We start from the raw sequence: 18,534 nt of genomic DNA on the forward strand, positions 1-18,534 counted from the left end.
CAGCAACATACCCAGAACAAAAAAACGGCAACCCGAGGGTTGCCGTTTTACTTGGGGCTGCGCCGATCAGGACTTGCCATCCTGTCCGGGCACCTGCCAGCCACCACCCAGTACCTTGTACAGCGTCACCAGCGCCACACGCTTCTGCCGCAGTGCATCCTCAAGACTCAGTTCGCCCTGGAACAGACTGCGCTCGCTATCGAGTACTTCCAGATAGCTGGAGTAGCCGTTGTTGTAGCGCAGATTGGCCAGATAAAGCTGCCGCTTGAGCACGTCCTGTTCGGCAGCCAGTACCGCATGCTTCTGCTCTGCGGCCTGATAGTTGCGCAAAGCGGCGCGAGTATCGGCAAAGGCCTGGCTGACGGCCTGACGATAGGTCGCCACCGCCGCCTTTTCCTGCGCGCGGGCCTGATCAACCTGCGCGGCGGTAAGCCCGCTATTGAAGATCGGCATCGCCAGATTGCCGGCGAATGACCACGCCCCGCTGGCACTGTCGAACAGTGTCGACATCTGCCCACTTTCAAGCCCCAGGAATCCGGTCAGGCTGATGCGCGGGAAGTAGGCCGCGCGCGCCGCCGAGACCTTGGCCTGGCTGGCGCGCAGATTCTGCTCGGCCTGCTGGATATCCGGGCGGCGCAGCAAGAGGTCCGATGGCAAGCCAGAGGGCACCGTCCCGGCGGCCACCAGCTTGCTGGATTCCTGCTTGGTCGGGGTTATCCCCTCCGCAAACAGCTCGCGCGGACTCTGGCCAACCAGCACCGACAAGGCCGACTCCTGCTGGTTCACGCGGGTCGCAAAATCCAGCTCCTGCGAGCGGGCCGTAGCGACTTCGGTTTCTGCCTGGCGCATGTCCAGTTCGGACGTAATCCCTCCTTCGAACTGCTTCTTGCGCAATTCATACGACGCCTTGCGGGTTTCCACGGTCTTGCGCGATGTCTCCAGACCGGCCAGCGATGATTGCAGTGCGAAATACTGCTCGGCGACCGAAGCTGCCAGCGTCAGGCGCGCACCATCGAGAGCGTATTCGCTGGCGAGCAGGTTGGCTCGTGCGGCTGCCGTACTGTTGCGCACCCGCCCCCACAGATCCAGCTCCCAGCTGGCCGACAGCCCGACCGAATAACTGTTGGCAATCGATTGCGGCGCGCCGTACACCGACTCGCTGCGCTGGCCACGCGATGCACCGGCGCTGCCATTGACCTGCGGCAGCTGCTCCGAGCTGGTAATCCCCAGCACGGCCCGGGCCTCGTCAACCCTGGCCATGGCCAGCTCGACGCTGGGGCTGCGCTCCAGCGCCTTGTCGACCAGATTGTTCAGTACCGGATCCTGGAATGCCTCCCACCATTTCGGCGCCACCTCGACCACTTCGCCGGCCGGTGCATCGGGCAGCGGAAGATCGGGTTTGTCATAGGTCGGATTCAGGCCGCACGCAGCCAGCAATACCACCAGGGTCAGCGGCAATACCGTGCGTCCGGCACGACTGATGATCGGCTTATGCATGATTCTGCTCCTTGCCGGACGACGCCTTCATGATCAGGCGGAAGAACAGCGGAATGAAGAAAATCGCAATGAACGTGGCGGCCAGCATCCCGCCGATAACCGGCCAGCCCAGTGCATGACGGCTGGCCGAGCCCGCCCCGCTGGACAGCACCAGCGGCACACACCCCAGAATGAAGGCCAGTGATGTCATCACGATCGGACGGAAGCGCAGACGGGCCGCTTCCAGCGCCGAATCAAGCAGGCTCATCCCTTCTTCGTGCTTCATCACCGCAAACTCGACAATCAGGATCGCGTTTTTCGCGGCTAGACCGATCAGTGTCACCAGACCGATCTGGAAGTACACGTTATTGGTCAGCCCGACGGCCCAGGTGGCCAGCAAGGCCCCGAACAGCGCAAACGGCACGGCCGTGATCACCGCAAACGGCAGCGACCAGCGTTCGTACTGCGCCGCCAGAATCAGGAAAATCATGATGATGCCAAAACCGAAGGCGAGCCCTGCAGTGCCTGCCGATTTCTTTTCCTGATAGGCCGAACCGATCCATTCCAGCTTGGCATCATTGCCCAGCACTTCGGTCGACACCTCTTCCAGCGCCTTGATGGCCTGCCCGGAGCTGTAACCTGCCGCCGGCTGAGCCATGATCTTCGCGGCCTGGAAGACATTGAAGCGCTCGACCAGCTCAGGACCTGCCGAGTTCTTCACCGTGACCAGGCTGTTGAGCGGGATCATGTCGCCATGTTGCGAACGGACGAACACGTTGCGGATGTCCTCCGGCTTGGCCCGGTAATCGGCTTCGGACTGCAGCTGCACCCGGTAGGTGCGGCCGAACTTGTTGAAGTCGTTGACGTAGACCTGGCCGAACGTGGCCTGCATGGTATCGAAGACATTATTGATCGGGACGCCCAGCGCCTTGGCCTTCTCCCGGTCAAGATCCAGGTAGATTTGCGGCACATTGGCGCGGAAGGTCGTCGAAACGCTGGAGAACTCCGGACGCTTCTTGGCCGCCTCGACAAAACGCTGCACCTCGGCCGAGAAGGCTTTGGCGTCACCGGTACCGCGGTTCTGCAGATAGCCTTCCAGACCACCCGTGGTCGACATGCCCATGATGGGGGGCGGGTTGAAGGTTGCGGCAAAACCGTCGGTCAAGCCCATGTACCCCATGCCCTGCAGTTTCTTGGCCAGTGCAAACGAGTCGTTGCCTGCCCCCTGGCGCTCGCTCCAGTCCTTCAGCGTGATGAAGGAGATGCCGCTATTGCTGATGATGGCACCCGAAAGAATGTCAAAACCGGAGAAGGTCACCACACTCTCGACGTTTTCGTTGCGCATGGCCATCTGGTCAAACCGGTCGGCTACCTTCTGTGTACGGGTCAGCGACGAGGCATCCGGCAGCATCACGGCCCCCATCAGGTAGCCTTGGTCTTCATCGGGCACCAGTGCGCCAGGCAACCGGCTGAACAAGCCCCAGGTGCAGAACAGGATGACCGCAATCAGGCCGAAGGCAACACCCACACGCCGGTTGAGAAAGGCCACCCCGCCGACGTATTTGCCGGTGAGCTTGTCGAAGCTGTTATTGAACCAGACAAAGAATCTGGCAGGCTGGTGATGGCTATTCTTCAGCAGCAAGGCACACAGTGCCGGCGACAGCGTCAGCGCCACCAGACCGGAAATGGCCACCGAAACGGCAATCGTCACGGCAAACTGCTTGTACATCACCCCGGTCATACCGCCCATGAAGGCCACTGGCAGGAATACCGCGCACAGCACCAGCACGATCGCGACGACCGGGCCAGACACTTCTTCCATCGCCAGAATGGCGGCCTCGCGTGCCGAGCACTTCTTCTCGCTCATGATCCGTTCGACGTTTTCCAGCACCACGATCGCATCATCCACGACGATACCGATCGCCAGTACCATCCCGAACAGCGTCAGCAGGTTGATTGAGAAGCCAAGCAACAGCATCCCGGCAAACGTGCCGACCAGCGATACCGGTACAGCAATACATGGAATCAGCGTGGCGCGGAAATTCTGCAGGAACAGGTAAACCACGATGAACACCAGCACGATGGCTTCGAACAGCGTGTGCACCACTTCTTCGATCGAGATCTTCACAAACTCGGTCGTGTCATAGGGCACGCTGTAGCGGATGTCCTGCGGGAAGCGCGCCTTCAGCTCTTCCATCTTGGCCTTCACCGCCTCGGCCACCGCCACGGCATTCGCCCCCGGTTGCAGATAAGTACCGATACCGACAGCCGGCTTGCCATTGGCTCGCACGGTCAGATCGTAATCCTTGCCGCCGATCTCGACCCGGGCGATGTCTTTCACCCGGATTTTCGAACCGTCCGGCATGGCCCGCACGATGATGTTCTGGAATTCACTGACTTCTTCCAGACGCCCCTTGGTCTGCACGGTAAAGGTGAAATCCACTGGCGAAGTCGTTGGCTGGGCGCCGATCTTGCCGGCCGCAAACTGGGCATTCTGTTCGCGGATCGCCGAGATCACGTCACTGGTCGTCAACCCCAGCTGGGCCATGCGGTCGGGCCGCAGCCAGACACGCATCGCGTAATCGGTGCCCCCGAACAGCGAAATATCGCCAACGCCCGGAATACGCTTGAGCTCATCGACAATATTCAGCAGCGCATAGTTCGACAGATACGTCGTGTCGTAACTGCCCTTGGGCGAATCCAGCGTCACCACCTGCAAGATCGAGGTCGATTTTTTCTTGACCGTTACCCCCTGCTTCTTTACCTCTTCCGGCAACTGGGCCATGGCGGCGGAGACGCGGTTATTGACGTTGATGGTCGCCTGATCGGGGTCGGTGCCGATGTCGAAATACACGTTCAGGTTCATCTGCCCGTTGGAGGCCGAACCCGATTGCATGTAGATCATCTTTTCCACGCCGTTGATCTGCTGCTCCAGCGGTGCGGCCACGGTCTGGGCAATCACTTCCGGCGTGGCGCCGGGGTAGAACGCCGTCACCGAAACAACAGGCGGGGTGATTTCCGGATATTGTTCGATGGGCAGCGAGCGCATCGCGGCCAGACCCGCCAGCACGATGATGATCGAAATCACGCTGGCAAAGATCGGCCGCTCAATAAAGAACTTCGAGAACATGACGTCTCCTTTACTTGGCCGCCGGAGCCGAAGCGGCCTTCGCCGCCAGCGCTGCCTGCATCTGGCTGGCGGTCATCGGCTGGACCTTGGCTCCAGGACGTGCCTTCATCAGGCCCTCGACAATGATCTGCTCGCCGGGTTTGATGCCCTCTTCGACGAGAACGCCACCCGACACGGCCGAGCCCAGCTTCACGGTACGCGGCTCGACATCACCACTGGCGCTCACCACCATCACCAGCTTGTCAGCCTGCGACTGGGTAATGGCTCGCTCGGGGACGACGATCGCATCCTTGCGGGTACCGATATCCAGGATCAGGCGCACGAACTGACCGGGCAGCAACTTGCCGTCCTTGTTGTCGAAAATCGCGCGAGCCTGGATGGTGCCGGTCTTGGGGTCAACACGGTTGTCGGAGAAATTGATGCGCCCCACCTTGTCATAGGTCGAGCCATCCGCAAGGCGGATATGCGCCGTCCAGTTGCTCGAATCCCGTACGGCCATCTTGCCGCTGGCCACCGAGCGCTCGAAGGTCAAGCGGTCTTGCTCGGAGTAGGAGAAATTGACATACAGCGGCTCGAACTGGGAAATGGTCGTCAGTGGCGATCCGCTGCTCGCCATGATCAGACTGCCCTCGGACTGCGCCACCTTGCTGGTGACACCGGAAATCGGTGCGGTCACCTTGGTGTAGCCAAGATTCAGCTCCGCTTCCTTGACCTTGGCCTGTGCCGATTGCGAGTTGGCCAGAGCCGAATCATAGGCAGCCATCGCGTCGTCGTAATCCTTGCGGCTGACGGCGTTTTCCTTGAACAGCGGAATGATGCGGTCACGATCGGCCTTGGCCTTCTCCAGCGCCGCCATGGTCTGTGCCAATGCGCCCTTGGCCTGATCCAGCGCCGCCTTGTACGGCTCGGGATCGATCTCGAACAGCACCTGGCCGGCCTGAACAAACTGGCCTTCGGTATAGGTGCGCTTGAGCAGAATGCCATTCACGCGCGAGCGCACTTCCACGTCGCGATAGCCCGCAGTCTCACCCACCAGCTCGATTTGCATCGGCACATTGCGCAGGGCAATCTTTTCGACCACGACGGGAGCTGGCGGCGGCGCCTGCTGCTCGGCTTTTTCGCCACATGCAGCCAGGCCAGCCATCAGGGCTACGGCAATCAGGCTCCGCCGGATACCGGCAGCAAAGGGGTAATCAGTTTCACTCATCTTGTTGCGCTCCCAAAATACGCACCGAACTGTCAGATCATGACAGTGTGATTCATTTTGATGAAACGCGCATTATCCCCGCAGCAATCTTGCTGCAGATAGGTAATTTTCCACCTTCAGCAGCCCATGCCAGTGGCACTCTGTCATAGATCCGGGATAACTTGCCCGCGCATCCAACTGCAACTATAGATGGTGAACCCATCCTGATTTCGCCCAACGGAGAACCCCATGCATCCCAGACTGCTCCCCAAACTCACTGCCTTGCTGCTGCTCGCAGCCCCGCTGCTGCACGCCGCCGAGACCAAACCGGCCGAGCAGGTGATGCAGGCTCTTGCAGACGCCGAGGAGCAGCTCGACGAGGGACTCAAGCGCTTCGGCTATCTGAGCGGACTGGCGCTGGGCTGCGTGGACAAATCGCAGCGCACCCAGTTCGAGCGCGAAGTCATGGACGTCAATGCCGGCATTGTCCGCGCGCTGGGCACGGATCGGGCCTTTCTGTATGCCGCTTCGTTCGGTTATGGCAGCCACATGCAAATCAAGCTCGACGAGTGCAAAACCGTGCTGACCCGATATGACGAGCGGATCGCCAAATTTCGCAAGGGGCAGCAGGAGGGGCTGAAATGAACCGGCCATTGCATCTGCTCTGCATAGCGCTGGCCACATCGGGGATGCTGCTCTCGGATCTCGCCATGGCCAGCCGCTACGAGATCCGGCGTGAAATGCGCGAAGGTGCGCGGGAAGTCAGCCGCGAAAAACGCGAGGCTCGGCGTGAGCTGAGCCAGTGCACGACCCGCGCGTGCGCCCGCCGGGAAATCCGCGAAGGCTACCGGGAGGTCAATCGCGAACGACGTGAAGCTCGGCGGGAAATCCGCCGCGAAATCCGCGAGGAGCGCCGTGACGAATACTGGCGCGACCGCTATGACGACGATGATCGCGACCGCAGGGTGCTGGGCGGGATTGTGGTAGGTGCAGCCGTGGTAGGCATAGCCGCAGCAATTGCCCAATCGAACGAGGAATAAGGTCATGAGGCGGGCTGATCGGCAGAGCCCGCCTCACCCGACAGCCCATTCGTAACTTCCCTTGCCGGAAGGGCTTCACCTGCCGGCACATCTGGGCGACAATTACGGCCCTGCCGGTATTGCGGCTATCCCTACCTTGTATCCCGGAAATCATGCGCCAGGCCACCGTCACCCGCAACACGCTGGAAACCCAGATCACCGTCACCATCAATCTGGATGGCAGCGGCAAATCCTCTTTCGATACCGGCGTGCCGTTCTTTGAACACATGCTTGACCAGGTGGCCCGCCACGGCCTGTTCGACATCGAGATCAAAGCGGTCGGCGATCTGCATATCGATGCCCACCATACGGTGGAAGATGTCGGCATCACGCTCGGCCAGGCCTTTGCCAAGGCACTGGGCGACAAGAAAGGCATCCGCCGCTACGGCCACGCCTACGTGCCGCTGGACGAAGCGCTTTCGCGCGTGGTGGTCGATCTGTCCGGCCGTCCGGGACTAACCTACGAGGTCGAATACACCCGCGCCATGATCGGCAGCTTCGATGTCGATCTGTTCAGCGAATTTTTCCACGGCTTCATCAATCATGCCGCCGTCACGCTACACATCGACAACCTGCGCGGCAAGAATGCCCACCATCAGGCCGAAACCATCTTCAAGGCATTGGGCCGCGCGCTGCGCATGGCCTGTGAACCGGACGAACGGATGGCCGGCATCACCCCGTCCACCAAGGGCACACTGGTCGGCTGAAGAATACGAACATGAAAATTGCAATTGTTGACTACGGCATGGGCAACCTGCACTCGGTCGTGAAATCGATGCAGCTGGTTGCCGCCGAACATGCCGAAGTGGTACTGACCGCGGACGCGGCCATCATCGACGCGGCGGACAAGGTGGTGTTCCCCGGCCAGGGTGCCATGCCTGACTGCATGGCGCATCTGCAGGAATCCGGCCTGATCGCCAGCGTGCGCCGGGCCGCCGCCGAAAAGCCATTTCTCGGCATCTGCGTCGGCGCACAACTGATGTTCGAGCGCAGCGAAGAAGGCCCAACCGACAGCCTGGGCATTTTCAAGGGCGACGTCGTGCGCTTTCCGGCAGAGAAAATGGTCGATGCAAACGGCCAGAAGCTGAAAGTGCCGCACATGGGCTGGAACAACATGACGATCCGCCGCGAACACCCGCTGTGGGCGGGCATCGCCGATGGCGAGCGCTTCTACTTCGTGCACAGCTACCACTTCGCACCGGCGGAAGACATCGCCGTCATCGAGTCGGCCTACCCCTACACCTTCGCCGCCGCGGTGGCGCGCGACCATATTTTCGCGATCCAGTGCCACCCGGAAAAATCCAGTGCGGCCGGGCTGAAGCTGCTGCAGAATTTCGTACACTGGAATGGCAACTAGGTGCCTGCGACGATGATTTCCCTGAACGTGCTCGGTCACTGCCTGAAGAAAGCCGCACTGTTTGCGCTGACCAGCAGCGCGATATTCATTGCCTTCAACGAGGCCATGCTGGCGATTGCCTGGAACGGCGAGCGCCCGCACTATCCGGCGTTTGCACTGAGCATGCTGATTTTCTCGCTGATCTGGCAGATTCTGCTCGCCAAACGCAAGCCATCATGAAGACAGGTTGCTCGGAATCGCTCTTGGCTTTTTCCGCGCAACCATGCACACAGCGACCCAAACAAGGATTATCACCATGAAAATGGCTGTTTGTTGGAAAAGCATCCTGATACCCGCGCTGCAACGCAGCCTTATGGCGACCGGTCTTTTTGCGCTGCTGACGGCCCTGTCACACTACGGAGCAGGCTTGTCATCTTCTGATCATCCTTTCTTTATCCTGCTGATTTTTGCTGCCACCTTTGCTGCAACCGCATACAGACAACTCTTTCATCAAGACTAACCTCATCAAGCCTTTACACTCATCATGCTGATCATCCCCGCGATTGACCTCAAGGACGGCCAGGCAGTCCGCCTGCGCCAGGGCGAAATGAATGACGCCACCGTGTTCTCCGACGATCCGGCGAGCTTTGTCTCGCACTGGCTCGGCCAGGGCGCGCGCCGCATGCATCTGGTTGACCTCAACGGTGCCTTTGCCGGCAAGCCGAAAAATCTCGGCGTGGTCAAGGACATCCTCAAGGCCATCGATGGCAGCGTGCCGGTACAACTGGGTGGCGGCATCCGCAGCCTGGAAACCATCGAGATGTACCTCGATGCCGGCATTGATTACGTGATCATCGGCACGGCCGCCGTCAAGCAGCCGGGCTTCCTGCACGAGGCCTGCGATGCCTTCCCGGGCCACATCATCGTCGGCCTGGATGCCAAGGGCGGCAAGGTCGCCACCGACGGCTGGGCCAAGGTCACCGACCATGACGTGATCGATCTGGCCAAGCGCTTCGAAGGCTACGGCGTCGAATCGGTGATCTACACCGACATCGGCCGTGACGGCATGCTTTCCGGTATCAATATCGAAGCCACCGTCGAGCTGGCGCGCAGCTTGAGCATTCCGGTGATTGCCTCGGGCGGCCTGACCAACCTCGACGACGTGCGCAATCTGTGCGCGGTCGAAGACGAAGGCATCGAGGGCGTGATTACCGGCCGGGCGATCTATGAAGGCACCATCGACTTCAAGGCCGCGCAGGAACTGGCCGACGAGCTCAGCGACACCGAGTAATACATACACACCCATTGCCCTGTACATAATATAAAACAAAGCGTACAGGGCAATACCCAGCAGGTTACCCATGCCCTTAGCCAAACGCATCATCCCCTGTCTCGACGTTACCGCCGGCCGCGTGGTCAAGGGCGTCAATTTTGTCGGCCTGCGTGATGCCGGTGACCCGGTCGAAATCGCCAAGAAATACAACGACCAGGGCGCTGACGAACTGACCTTTCTCGACATCACCGCCAGCTCGGACAATCGCGACCTGATCCTGCATGTGATCGAAGCCGTTGCCAGCCAGGTCTTCATCCCGCTGACCGTCGGCGGCGGCGTGCGCCAGGTAGGCGACGTGCGGCGCCTGTTGAATGCCGGCGCCGACAAGGTCAGCATCAACACCACGGCCGTGACTAATCCCGAGGTAGTGCGCGACGCCGCCGCCAAGTTCGGTAGCCAGGCGATTGTCGTGGCCATCGACGCCAAAGCGGTGAATGACGACAACAGCCGCTGGGAAGTCTTCACCCACGGCGGGCGCAAGGCCACCGGGCTGGATGCGGTGGAATGGGCGCTGAAAATGCAGGACTACGGCGCGGGTGAAATCCTGCTCACCAGCATGGATCGCGATGGCACCAAGATCGGCTTCAACCTGCCACTGACCCGTGCGATCTCCGATGCGGTCAACATTCCGGTCATTGCGTCGGGCGGGGTGGGCAATCTGCAGCATCTGGTGGATGGCGTACTGCAAGGCCATGCCGACGCGGTACTGGCAGCCAGCATTTTCCACTTCGGCGAATACACCGTGCGCGAGGCCAAGGAAGCCATGCGCGCGGCCGGCATCGAGGTGCGGCTGTGATTCGACTGGCCGCGCTTGGGCTAAGCCTGGGCGCACTGCTGGCCAGCGTCAGTGCATGGGCCTGCGAGGATCTCAAAGTTCGCGCCCGCCCCGGCCTGTCGGTGAATGTCGATCATGTCCGCCACGGCGATCTGCTCACCGTATTCCTCTCGGTGCAGCAATTCGGCAAGACGCCGGCCAGCTTCGCGGGCGACGCCATCTCCATTACCGACCAGCACGGCCAGCGCTATTACCCGCTGGAGCGGCGCGGTGCACTCCACGGACCGCTGGCTCCGAGTGCCGCAGCCCAGAAAGCCGAACTCATTTTTGACCTGAAGGGCGACTCGCTCGCCCAGACTCTGGAATTGCGCTAATGAACAGCAACTGGCTCGACGAAATCAAATGGGATGACAAGGGACTGGTGCCGGTCATCGCGCAGGACGAGACCAGCGGCCGCGTGCTGATGTTTGCCTATGCCAATCGCGACGCCGTGGCGCTCACGGCCGAAAAAGGCAGCGCGCATTACTGGACCCGCAGCCGCCAGAAACTGTGGCACAAGGGCGAAGAATCCGGCCACTTCCAGCACGTCAGTGCCATTCAGCTCGACTGCGACGGTGATGTCCTGATCTACCAGATCCGCCAGGAAGGCGGCATTGCCTGCCATACCGGCCGCGAGAGCTGCTTCTTCCGCACACTGGTTGACGGCGAGTGGCAGATCGTCGATCCGGTACTAAAAGACCCGCACGCCATCTACGGCGGACATTCGCATTAAGTCGCGCAGTCGCGCGACCTGCAACATTTCTTTCATCTTCAGGCACTACACTGCGCGCCCTGCGCCGGGTTAATTCGGCGCCATCCCGCTGCACGCTGACGCCGCGCGCCGTATAATGGGCGCAATTTTCGCCTTGCCGGAGGGCAACATGATCTCTGCCGAAATTCTCGAACGCCTCTCGGCCGTACTGGCCGAGCGCCGCCACGCCGACCCCAGCACATCCTATGTCGCCCGTCTGTACGCCAAGGGGCAGGAAGGCATCCTGAAAAAAGTCGGTGAAGAAGCCGTCGAAACCATCATGGCCGCCAAGGATGGCGACAAGCTGCATCTGGTGCGCGAAGTCGCCGACCTGTGGTTCCACACGCTGGTACTGCTGGCGCATGAAGGCCTCAGCCACGAAGATGTACTGGCCGAACTGGCCCGCCGCGAAGGCATTTCCGGCATCGAAGAAAAAGCCGCGCGCAAGCCGGGCTGAGGACACAGCATGAGCGACTGCATTTTCTGCAAGATTGCCGCCGGCCAGATTCCGGCGAAGAAAGCCTACGAAGACGACGATGTAGTGGTCTTTCACGACATCGCGCCCAAGGCTCCGGTGCACCTGCTGCTGATTCCGAAAAAGCACATCGAATCGCTGTTTGCCGCCACGGTGGAAGACCAGGCGATTCTGGGCAAGCTGCTGCTGCTGGCGCCGCAACTGGCCAAAGAGCACGGGCTGGATGCTGGCTTCGTGACCCGTATCCACACGGGCGCCGCCGGCGGACAGGAAGTCTTCCACTTGCACGTTCATGTTCTGGGCCAGCCGCAAGCGGCAGCCTGAGTTAAGTACTTCTGGAGAAATATCATGGGTAGTTTCAGTATCTGGCACTGGCTGATCGTGCTGCTGGTCGTTGTGTTGGTTTTCGGCACCGGCAAGCTGAAGAACATCGGCAAGGATCTGGGCTCGGCGGTCAAGGGCTTCAAGGACGGCATGGCCGGCGATGAAGACGAGAAGGGCGCCGCCAAACCCGAGAGCCAGAGCCGCCCCGACGCGGACAAGCGTTGAGCCTGACTGCCCGTGTTTGACGTCAGCTTCGGCGAACTGCTGCTGGTCGGCGCGGTCGCGCTGGTCGTGCTCGGCCCCGAGCGCCTGCCCAAGGTCGCCCGCACTGCGGGCGTGCTGCTCGGGCGCGCGCAGCGTTTCGTGGCCAGCGTCAAGAACGATCTGAACCAGCAGATTGCACACAGCGAGCTGGCGCAGATCGAAGCCGAATTGCGCAAGGAAGCCGGCGATATCCGCCAGCAGCTGGAAACACCACTGGCCAGCGCAGTCGACCGGCTGCCCGCACTGCAGACGCCGGAATCGCTGGGGATTGCACCGCTGGCACCGGAACCCGAGCCACTTGGCATGCACCAGGCTACTGTTGTTCCCCCTGCGGCCAGTCAACCTCCCGACGCAGCGCAAGCCGAGTCCGTGCCGGACACCCCGGCAGCCAAACGGCCGCGCAAGCGCAAACCGGCCGCCCCCGAGCCGGCAATCGAAGCGGCTGCGGACAGCTCGGACGGCCAGCTCGATCTGTTCGCCAGTGATCCCCTCCAGGTATCTGCCAGCAAGCAGCAGAATCAAAGCGACCGGCGCTAATACCCCATGGAAAATCAAGCCACCACCCAGACTCTGCTGGCGCATCTGCTGGAGCTTCGCACCCGCGTAGTCCGCGGCACCGTCGTGTTTTTGTTGGCGTTTGTGCTGTGCTTTGCCGTCAAGGATCAGCTCTACAACTTTCTGGCGGCACCGCTAACCCACGTCCTGCCGAACCAGAAGCTGGTCAGCTTCGGCATTGCCGCCCCCTTTCTGGTGCAGGTAAAAATCGCCGCCGTCGCGGCGCTCATCCTCAGCCTGCCACACACGCTCTACCAGATCTGGGCCTTTGTCGCGCCGGGGCTGTACGAGCACGAAAAGCGCTTTGTGCTACCGCTGGTGCTCAGCTCGACGCTGCTGTTCCTGCTGGGAATGGCGTTCGCCTATTTCTTCGTGTTCGGCGTGGTGTTCAAGTTTATTGCTTCGGTCGTTCCCGATTCGATGCAATGGCTGCCAGACACCAGCGAATACCTCGATTTCATCCTCGGCATGTTCCTTGCGTTCGGCTTCACCTTCGAAGTACCGGTCGCCGTGGTACTGCTGACCCATATGGGGCTGGTCAGCGTGGAAAAACTGCGCGAGTCCCGCCCCTATGTCATCGTCGGCGCGTTTGTCGTGGCGGCCGTCGTCACCCCGCCGGACGTGCTGTCGCAATGTCTGCTGGCCATTCCGCTCTGGCTGCTCTTTGAAGCCGGCATTCTCGTTGCCAGCTGGCTCCGCCCGGCCCAGTCCACCTCTACCGAACCTCCTGCCCTGACTGAAGATGAGCGCTAATCCCCTGATCGACCTCGTACAACAGGTCATGTCGATGTACGACGACCTGCTGAAGTACGGCTACCTAACCATCACCAGCGCCCTGATTCTGCTTGTCGCCCTGTTCAGCCGCGTCAACCGCTCGCAGCAATCCTTCCAGCTGCTGCTGTTCCTGCTGGGCTGGCTGCCGTTCTTCGTGTCGTTCCGCTATCAGCCCAACCCGGTCTTTCCGTCCGAGCTGGTAGCTCTGACACTGATGACGCTGATCGCGCTGGCCGGCGCACTGCTGCCGGACGAACGCCGCGAGCCGGCCGCCATCCCCTGGGCCACCCTGCCCTGGGGCGGGCTGATCCTGGCGCTGGCGCTGCAGGCCATCATCCTGCCGGTGTATTACTGGTCTGACCGCAGCATCCCCGGTCTTTACGCGCTGATCGCCGCGCTGGGCGTGTGGTCACTGGCTCGGGCACGCAAGGAATTCGGCGGCGAAGTGCTGGCCCAGTCGCTGGCCTGGGGCCTGCTGTGCGGGGCGGTATTCAATTCGATCATCGCCTCCGGCCAGGTTTTCGAGATGCTGCGTTCCGGGCATTTCCAGCTGGTGTTCGGCAACATCGGCCAGAAGAACATGTACGGCCACTACATCGGCTGGGGCATGGCTTCGGCGGCATGGCTGGCGGCCCGCCGCGAGATCCCGAAGTGGCTGTTTGCGGTGCTGGCGGTGTGGCTGGCTCTGGCCATGGCCTGGAGCAGCTCGCGCTCACCGTTCCTGTATGCCGGCGCCTGGTTTGTCATCGGTGCCTTCCTGGCCTGGCGCGCCAACGAATCGGTGCGCCGCTTTGGCGCGCTGCTGGCGATCAACGGCCTGCTGATCATCGCGATGCAGTTTGTCGCCCCGCTGGTCAACGAAGCCGTGAAGCTGCTGCTGGGACTGAACCAGGCCAACACGGTACCGACCGGACTGGACCGCCTCGACTCCAATGGCGCACGCCGGCTGGTTGAATGGCAGAAAGCCTGGCAAGCCTTTGTCGAGCACCCGCTGCTGGGCCTGGGCTGGGGCGCCTATCCGCAGCAGAGCGTGGCCCTGCAGGTGCAGCCGCACTTTGCGGTGGTCGAGGAAAGCGTGCTGTTCACCCACGCGCACAACTCGGTATTGAATCTGCTGGCCGAGCTGGGATTGGTCGGCTGTCTGCTGATTGTTGCAGGATTGCTCGCCGTGTTTGCCGGATTGCGCAACACCTGGCGCGAGCCATTGGGCGCCTTTGGGGTATCGCTCGCAATCGTCTCATTGCTGCATAGTGCAGTCGAATACCCGCTATGGTATTTCCACTTCATCGCGCCCTTCGCGATCGCGCTCTTCTTCATCAACAGCGAAGGACCGCGTCTATTGCGCTGGCCGGCTGCGGTTCAGCGCAGCATTCTCACCTTCTGCGCCACACTGGGCATCGTGCTGTGTTTCTGCGCCGGAGTACTGTACTGCCAGCTGTATCCCGTGATGGATGCCAGCGATAACGCCGAAATCAACAAGACGAACCAACGCATACTCAATCAGCTCGCACGCAATCCGCTGACCGATTATTACGCCGAACAGGCACTGACCAACTACATCTACCCCAGTACACGCATCAATACCGAACACCTGGAGCTACTGCGCCGCATCAACGCCGTACGTCCCTACCCGGCCGATCTGGCCCACCTGGCCATCATGGAAACGCTGCAAGGCAATGCCGCACTGGGGCATACCCTGATGCGCCAGGCGGCGTTTGCCTTCCCGGAAAACATCGACTACCTGTACGACGTCATCGGCAATTTCCGCGAGCCCCAGGTTCGCGCGCTGCGCAGCGAAATCGATGACGCGATGATGCTGCTGCGCAAGGACAAGCAGCTCCCGCAACTGAAACCGCTGCCGGCCCCTGCCAGTGCGGCCAGTGCGGCGAGCCCTGCATCCTGAGGCACAGTTACCTTCGCAAGCCCGGATAGGCAGGCGGCGGCAAAACATGCGATAAACGAGCCATGATGGCTCGTTTATCGCTTGAGGTCTGATCGCGTGTTTGCCCTGTTCGAGCGCCTGCTCAATCCCTATCCCGAACAGCGCCCGGTACTGCCGGCGGGCTTTCTGCGCTTCCTCTGGGCAGCTACCGCCGGTGTACGCGGCCTGGTGCTGCTGCTGGCCCTGTTGACCGCCCTGATCGGTGCCTTTGAAGCAATCCTGTTCGGCTGGCTGGGGCAGATTGTCGATCAGCTCGCCCGCCACACCCCGGGACAGCTGTGGCAGCAGGAAGGCCGGCATCTGCTCGTGTTGCTGGCGATCATTCTGGCCAGCCCGCTGCTGGTAGCCCTGCAGACGCTGCTCAAGCACCAGACGCTGGCCGGCAATTTCCCGATGCGGCTGCGCTGGCTCTTCCACCGCCAGCTGCTTGAACAAAGCATGGCCTTCTATCAGGATGAATTTGCCGGGCGCGTGGCCGCCAAGGTCATGCAGACGGCGCTGGCCGTACGCGACACGGTATTGGTATGCATGGACATTCTGGTGTTCGTGGTGATCTATTTCGTCACCATGAGCGCGATTGCCGCAGGCTTCGACCTGCGCCTGCTGCTGCCTTTTCTCGGCTGGTTACTGCTTTACCTACTCACACTGGTGTTTTTTGTGCCGCGCCTGTCCAGGGTATCGCGCGCACAGGCCGATGCACGCGCGCTGATGACCGGCCGCGTCACCGATGCCTACGCCAACATCAGCACGGTGAAGCTGTTCTCGCACGCGCAGCGCGAATCGGCGTACGTGCGCAGTGCGATGCAGGATTTCATGCACACCGTGCATGGCCAGATGCGGCTGGTCAGCAGCTTTGAAATCGTCAACCACCTCACCGCCATGCTGCTGATTGCCAGCACGACCGGTGCGACCCTCTGGCTGTGGAGCCGCGGGGAAGTCGGCATCGGCGCCGTGGCGGCTGCCACGGCGATGGCGCTGCGGCTGAACGGCATTTCGCACTGGGTGATGTGGGAAATGGCCGGCTTGTTCGAAAACATCGGCACAGTGCAGGATGGCATCAACACGCTGGCTCGCCCACTGGCGATCACCGATGCCGCCGATGCCCGCCCGCTGGATGTGCGCCGTGGTGAAATCCGCTTCGAGCAGGTCGATTTCAGCTATGGCGGGCCACGCAAGGTGATTGACCAGCTGGATCTGCACATCCGCCCGGGCGAGAAGCTTGGCCTGGTCGGCCGTTCCGGCGCCGGCAAGTCGACCATCGTCAACCTGCTGCTGCGCTTTTACGATCTGGATAGCGGACGCATCACCATCGACGGACAGGATATCCGTGCAGTCACACAGGAAAGCCTGCGCCGGCAGATCGGCATGGTCACGCAGGATACCTCGCTGCTGCATCGCTCGGTGCGCGACAACATCCTCTACGGCCGCCCGGATGCGGATGAGGCCGCGATGATTCATGCAGCCCGGCGCGCCGAGGTTCACGACTTCATCCAGGGGCTCGCCGATGCGCACGGCCGCTGCGGCTACGAGGCCCACGTGGGCGAACGCGGCGTCAAGCTCTCGGGCGGACAGCGCCAGCGCATCGCGATTGCGCGGGTCATGCTGAAAGATGCCCCCATCCTCCTGCTGGACGAAGCCACCAGCGCACTGGACTCGGAAGTGGAGGCCGCCATCCAGCACAGCCTCTACCAGCTGATGGAAGGCAAGACCGTGGTGGCGATTGCACACCGGCTATCGACCATTGCCGCCATGGATCGGCTGATCGTGCTGGACGAGGGACGCATCGTCGAGGAAGGCAATCACCGCGAGCTGCTGGCACGCGGCGGAATCTATGCCCGCTTGTGGGCGCACCAGTCCGGCGGCTTTTTGGGCGAAGATACATGACCATGTATCACCCGATTTCTGAATTGATGCAATAGCTGCAGCAAAATACCCCAAAGACACTACCTGCCCCATCAGGAGCTTTGCCGGTTTGGCTGGCCGAAGGAAGCAGCCAGCCAATCGCTTCGGCGGCGCCGGGCTAAGGCATGGTGCGAGCAAGCCCACGGCAATTACGGGGGAGTTCGCACCGGGCATTGCCCGGTGCCGGACGTTCCCGGAAAAACCGGGGCTTCTCCACGCGGCTAGTGCTGCATGCCGGCCATGTCATGCCCGCTCGCCATCAGCAGCGTCGGGTCGAGCATGCCGAAGATCATCGCGATGTGGGCCACCACCAGAAACACCGCAACCAGCGTGGCGTGCAGCCGCAAGCGGGCCTCGTCGTCGTGCTGGCGCGCAATCAACCCCAGATCCAGCAACGCCAGCCCGCCCAGCGGAATGACCCCGGCCAGATAGAAGCCGACCGCGATCACGTCGGCCGGCCCCAGCCAGCCGCCTTGCTGGGTGAGCGGCACCACGGCGGTCAGCAGCAGGTACACGAAGATCCCGCTGAAATACACGCCGCCTGCGATGCTGGCCAAGCGGTTAAGGCGATGGACTCCGCCGCCGAATTTGCGGGTAAACAGTAAATACAGCTCGGTAATGGCCACGGTTTCGGCCAGGATGACCGGAATGGCCATAAACAGAATCAGGTTCCACGGCTGGTTGGCAGCAAGCAGCGCCATATAGTGCGTCATAGGCATGACAGTCTCCTCGCGGGGGGCTCCCCCGATATGAATGGAATGCCAGCGCCAGGCTGGCAGGAGTTCAGGACTGCAGCCGCAAACGCGGTGGCGGAGCGGCCGGGGGGTAGACCATCGCCAGCCGGTAATCGGGAAGGAAGCGCGGGGCCACGGCGGCAACCCGCAGGGCAGGCGCAAGCGGTGCCAGCGCGACAGCGGGCAGGCAATGCGCGAGGCATTGCTGCAGACAATCGCCGGCCGCCGCACAGTGCGAATCGGCCTGCGCTGCGGGCTTTTGCAGCGGCGCGGATTCTGCATGCCCGCTGCAATGCTCGCTCTGCTTGGGCCCCTGCAGCTGTGAGGCCTGCAGGGGCGGCTCTGCCGGCAGACGCAGTGCTGCCGCGCCGGCACTGAACAGGCTCAGGCAGAACAGCAATAGCAGGGACAAGGTCAGCCGGCGCATGGCGTAAAAAACAGGGGGAAGATATCTGCCCA

22 protein-coding genes are annotated in these 18,534 nt (G+C 61.6%); 17 read left to right on the forward strand and 5 right to left on the reverse strand.

Annotation, left to right across the window (positions count from 1 at the left end; all coding sequences use genetic code 11):
• Positions 1 to 66 precede the first annotated feature (66 nt).
• The 3 genes from INR99_RS07410 to INR99_RS07420 are packed head-to-tail and all read right to left on the reverse strand — an operon-like array spanning position 67 to position 5,813.
• Positions 67 to 1,497, reverse strand: a complete 1,431-nt coding sequence (locus INR99_RS07410; protein WP_194115682.1) for an efflux transporter outer membrane subunit — start codon at positions 1,495 to 1,497, stop codon at positions 67 to 69.
• The gene (locus INR99_RS07415; protein WP_194115683.1) at positions 1,490 to 4,606 is read right to left on the reverse strand and encodes an efflux RND transporter permease subunit; all 3,117 of its coding nucleotides are present in this window, start codon (positions 4,604 to 4,606) and stop codon (positions 1,490 to 1,492) included. Before INR99_RS07415 ends, INR99_RS07410 begins: the two co-directional genes overlap by 8 nt.
• A 10-nt stretch (positions 4,607 to 4,616) precedes the next feature.
• Positions 4,617 to 5,813 carry an efflux RND transporter periplasmic adaptor subunit gene (locus INR99_RS07420; RefSeq protein ID WP_194115684.1) on the reverse strand — a complete coding sequence of 399 codons (1,197 nt, stop codon included), beginning with the start codon at positions 5,811 to 5,813 and terminating at the stop codon, positions 4,617 to 4,619.
• A gap of 228 nt (positions 5,814 to 6,041) precedes the next feature.
• On the opposite strand from INR99_RS07420, the gene INR99_RS07425 reads away from it, so the two are divergent.
• The 17 genes from INR99_RS07425 to INR99_RS07505 all read left to right on the forward strand — a co-directional run bounded on the left by INR99_RS07425 (position 6,042) and on the right by INR99_RS07505 (position 17,323).
• The gene (locus INR99_RS07425) at positions 6,042 to 6,437 is read left to right on the forward strand and encodes a hypothetical protein (RefSeq protein WP_194115685.1); all 396 of its coding nucleotides are present in this window, start codon (positions 6,042 to 6,044) and stop codon (positions 6,435 to 6,437) included.
• Positions 6,434 to 6,832: a hypothetical protein gene (locus tag INR99_RS07430; RefSeq protein ID WP_194115686.1), complete on the forward strand. Its 399-nt coding sequence runs from the start codon at positions 6,434 to 6,436 to the stop codon at positions 6,830 to 6,832. Before INR99_RS07425 ends, INR99_RS07430 begins: the two co-directional genes overlap by 4 nt.
• Positions 6,833 to 6,984: 152 nt before the next feature.
• A complete protein-coding gene (hisB, locus tag INR99_RS07435; RefSeq protein ID WP_194115687.1) occupies positions 6,985 to 7,578 on the forward strand; it encodes an imidazoleglycerol-phosphate dehydratase HisB in 594 nt (197 codons plus the stop codon).
• An 11-nt stretch (positions 7,579 to 7,589) separates the two neighbouring features.
• Positions 7,590 to 8,228, forward strand: coding sequence for an imidazole glycerol phosphate synthase subunit HisH (hisH, locus tag INR99_RS07440; protein WP_194115688.1), 639 nt, complete (start codon positions 7,590 to 7,592; stop codon positions 8,226 to 8,228).
• Positions 8,229 to 8,240: 12 nt separating this feature from the next.
• Positions 8,241 to 8,447 carry a hypothetical protein gene (locus tag INR99_RS07445; protein ID WP_194115689.1) on the forward strand — a complete coding sequence of 69 codons (207 nt, stop codon included), beginning with the start codon at positions 8,241 to 8,243 and terminating at the stop codon, positions 8,445 to 8,447.
• Between the two features lie 76 nt (positions 8,448 to 8,523).
• Entirely contained in the window at positions 8,524 to 8,727 is a 204-nt protein-coding gene (locus INR99_RS07450; protein WP_194115690.1) for a hypothetical protein, read from the forward strand.
• Between the two features lie 24 nt (positions 8,728 to 8,751).
• On the forward strand, positions 8,752 to 9,498 hold the full coding sequence (hisA, locus tag INR99_RS07455) for a 1-(5-phosphoribosyl)-5-[(5-phosphoribosylamino)methylideneamino]imidazole-4-carboxamide isomerase (RefSeq protein WP_194115691.1): 747 nt from the start codon (positions 8,752 to 8,754) through the stop codon (positions 9,496 to 9,498).
• Positions 9,499 to 9,568: 70 nt separating this feature from the next.
• The gene (gene hisF, locus INR99_RS07460) at positions 9,569 to 10,336 is read left to right on the forward strand and encodes an imidazole glycerol phosphate synthase subunit HisF (protein WP_194115692.1); all 768 of its coding nucleotides are present in this window, start codon (positions 9,569 to 9,571) and stop codon (positions 10,334 to 10,336) included.
• Positions 10,333 to 10,689 (forward strand): hypothetical protein, encoded by a 357-nt coding sequence (locus INR99_RS07465; RefSeq protein ID WP_194115693.1) that lies wholly within the window; start codon positions 10,333 to 10,335, stop codon positions 10,687 to 10,689. The genes hisF and INR99_RS07465 overlap by 4 nt, the downstream gene beginning before the upstream one ends.
• Positions 10,689 to 11,087, forward strand: a complete 399-nt coding sequence (hisI, locus tag INR99_RS07470; RefSeq protein ID WP_194115694.1) for a phosphoribosyl-AMP cyclohydrolase — start codon at positions 10,689 to 10,691, stop codon at positions 11,085 to 11,087. The genes INR99_RS07465 and hisI overlap by 1 nt, the downstream gene beginning before the upstream one ends.
• 148 nt (positions 11,088 to 11,235) lie before the next feature.
• Positions 11,236 to 11,562: a phosphoribosyl-ATP diphosphatase gene (locus INR99_RS07475; RefSeq protein WP_194115695.1), complete on the forward strand. Its 327-nt coding sequence runs from the start codon at positions 11,236 to 11,238 to the stop codon at positions 11,560 to 11,562.
• 9 nt (positions 11,563 to 11,571) lie between these two features.
• Entirely contained in the window at positions 11,572 to 11,904 is a 333-nt protein-coding gene (locus tag INR99_RS07480; RefSeq protein ID WP_194115696.1) for a histidine triad nucleotide-binding protein, read from the forward strand.
• Between the two features lie 24 nt (positions 11,905 to 11,928).
• Complete coding sequence (gene tatA / locus INR99_RS07485) at positions 11,929 to 12,129, forward strand: Sec-independent protein translocase subunit TatA (RefSeq protein ID WP_194115697.1); 201 nt, start codon at positions 11,929 to 11,931, stop codon at positions 12,127 to 12,129.
• 12 nt (positions 12,130 to 12,141) lie between these two features.
• Entirely contained in the window at positions 12,142 to 12,705 is a 564-nt protein-coding gene (tatB, locus tag INR99_RS17700) for a Sec-independent protein translocase protein TatB (protein WP_194115698.1), read from the forward strand.
• A gap of 6 nt (positions 12,706 to 12,711) precedes the next feature.
• A complete protein-coding gene (gene tatC, locus INR99_RS07495) occupies positions 12,712 to 13,476 on the forward strand; it encodes a twin-arginine translocase subunit TatC (protein WP_194115699.1) in 765 nt (254 codons plus the stop codon).
• Positions 13,466 to 15,400 carry a Wzy polymerase domain-containing protein gene (locus INR99_RS07500; protein WP_194115700.1) on the forward strand — a complete coding sequence of 645 codons (1,935 nt, stop codon included), beginning with the start codon at positions 13,466 to 13,468 and terminating at the stop codon, positions 15,398 to 15,400. Before tatC ends, INR99_RS07500 begins: the two co-directional genes overlap by 11 nt.
• 96 nt (positions 15,401 to 15,496) lie before the next feature.
• Complete coding sequence (locus INR99_RS07505) at positions 15,497 to 17,323, forward strand: ABC transporter ATP-binding protein (protein ID WP_194115701.1); 1,827 nt, start codon at positions 15,497 to 15,499, stop codon at positions 17,321 to 17,323.
• 239 nt (positions 17,324 to 17,562) lie between these two features.
• Here INR99_RS07505 and INR99_RS07510 read toward each other — a convergent pair whose 3' ends face one another.
• Positions 17,563 to 18,060 (reverse strand): DUF6803 family protein, encoded by a 498-nt coding sequence (locus INR99_RS07510; RefSeq protein ID WP_194115702.1) that lies wholly within the window; start codon positions 18,058 to 18,060, stop codon positions 17,563 to 17,565.
• A 64-nt stretch (positions 18,061 to 18,124) separates the two neighbouring features.
• Complete coding sequence (locus tag INR99_RS07515; protein WP_194115703.1) at positions 18,125 to 18,502, reverse strand: hypothetical protein; 378 nt, start codon at positions 18,500 to 18,502, stop codon at positions 18,125 to 18,127.
• Positions 18,503 to 18,534 lie beyond the last annotated feature (32 nt).

The organism is Chitinilyticum piscinae (genome assembly GCF_015223195.1).
Taxonomy (GTDB): domain Bacteria; phylum Pseudomonadota; class Gammaproteobacteria; order Burkholderiales; family Chitinibacteraceae; genus Chitinilyticum; species Chitinilyticum piscinae.

Coding starts and splice junctions, on each gene's coding strand:
- INR99_RS07410 (WP_194115682.1), bottom strand. CDS start 1,497: ATGCATAAGCCGATCATCAGTCGTGCCGGACGCACGGTATTGCCGCTG.
- INR99_RS07415 (WP_194115683.1), bottom strand. CDS start 4,606: ATGTTCTCGAAGTTCTTTATTGAGCGGCCGATCTTTGCCAGCGTGATT.
- INR99_RS07420 (WP_194115684.1), bottom strand. CDS start 5,813: ATGAGTGAAACTGATTACCCCTTTGCTGCCGGTATCCGGCGGAGCCTG.
- INR99_RS07425 (WP_194115685.1), top strand. CDS start 6,042: ATGCATCCCAGACTGCTCCCCAAACTCACTGCCTTGCTGCTGCTCGCA.
- INR99_RS07430 (WP_194115686.1), top strand. CDS start 6,434: ATGAACCGGCCATTGCATCTGCTCTGCATAGCGCTGGCCACATCGGGG.
- hisB (WP_194115687.1), top strand. CDS start 6,985: ATGCGCCAGGCCACCGTCACCCGCAACACGCTGGAAACCCAGATCACC.
- hisH (WP_194115688.1), top strand. CDS start 7,590: ATGAAAATTGCAATTGTTGACTACGGCATGGGCAACCTGCACTCGGTC.
- INR99_RS07445 (WP_194115689.1), top strand. CDS start 8,241: ATGATTTCCCTGAACGTGCTCGGTCACTGCCTGAAGAAAGCCGCACTG.
- INR99_RS07450 (WP_194115690.1), top strand. CDS start 8,524: ATGAAAATGGCTGTTTGTTGGAAAAGCATCCTGATACCCGCGCTGCAA.
- hisA (WP_194115691.1), top strand. CDS start 8,752: ATGCTGATCATCCCCGCGATTGACCTCAAGGACGGCCAGGCAGTCCGC.
- hisF (WP_194115692.1), top strand. CDS start 9,569: ATGCCCTTAGCCAAACGCATCATCCCCTGTCTCGACGTTACCGCCGGC.
- hisI (WP_194115694.1), top strand. CDS start 10,689: ATGAACAGCAACTGGCTCGACGAAATCAAATGGGATGACAAGGGACTG.
- INR99_RS07475 (WP_194115695.1), top strand. CDS start 11,236: ATGATCTCTGCCGAAATTCTCGAACGCCTCTCGGCCGTACTGGCCGAG.
- INR99_RS07480 (WP_194115696.1), top strand. CDS start 11,572: ATGAGCGACTGCATTTTCTGCAAGATTGCCGCCGGCCAGATTCCGGCG.
- tatA (WP_194115697.1), top strand. CDS start 11,929: ATGGGTAGTTTCAGTATCTGGCACTGGCTGATCGTGCTGCTGGTCGTT.
- tatC (WP_194115699.1), top strand. CDS start 12,712: ATGGAAAATCAAGCCACCACCCAGACTCTGCTGGCGCATCTGCTGGAG.
- INR99_RS07500 (WP_194115700.1), top strand. CDS start 13,466: ATGAGCGCTAATCCCCTGATCGACCTCGTACAACAGGTCATGTCGATG.
- INR99_RS07510 (WP_194115702.1), bottom strand. CDS start 18,060: ATGCCTATGACGCACTATATGGCGCTGCTTGCTGCCAACCAGCCGTGG.
- INR99_RS07515 (WP_194115703.1), bottom strand. CDS start 18,502: ATGCGCCGGCTGACCTTGTCCCTGCTATTGCTGTTCTGCCTGAGCCTG.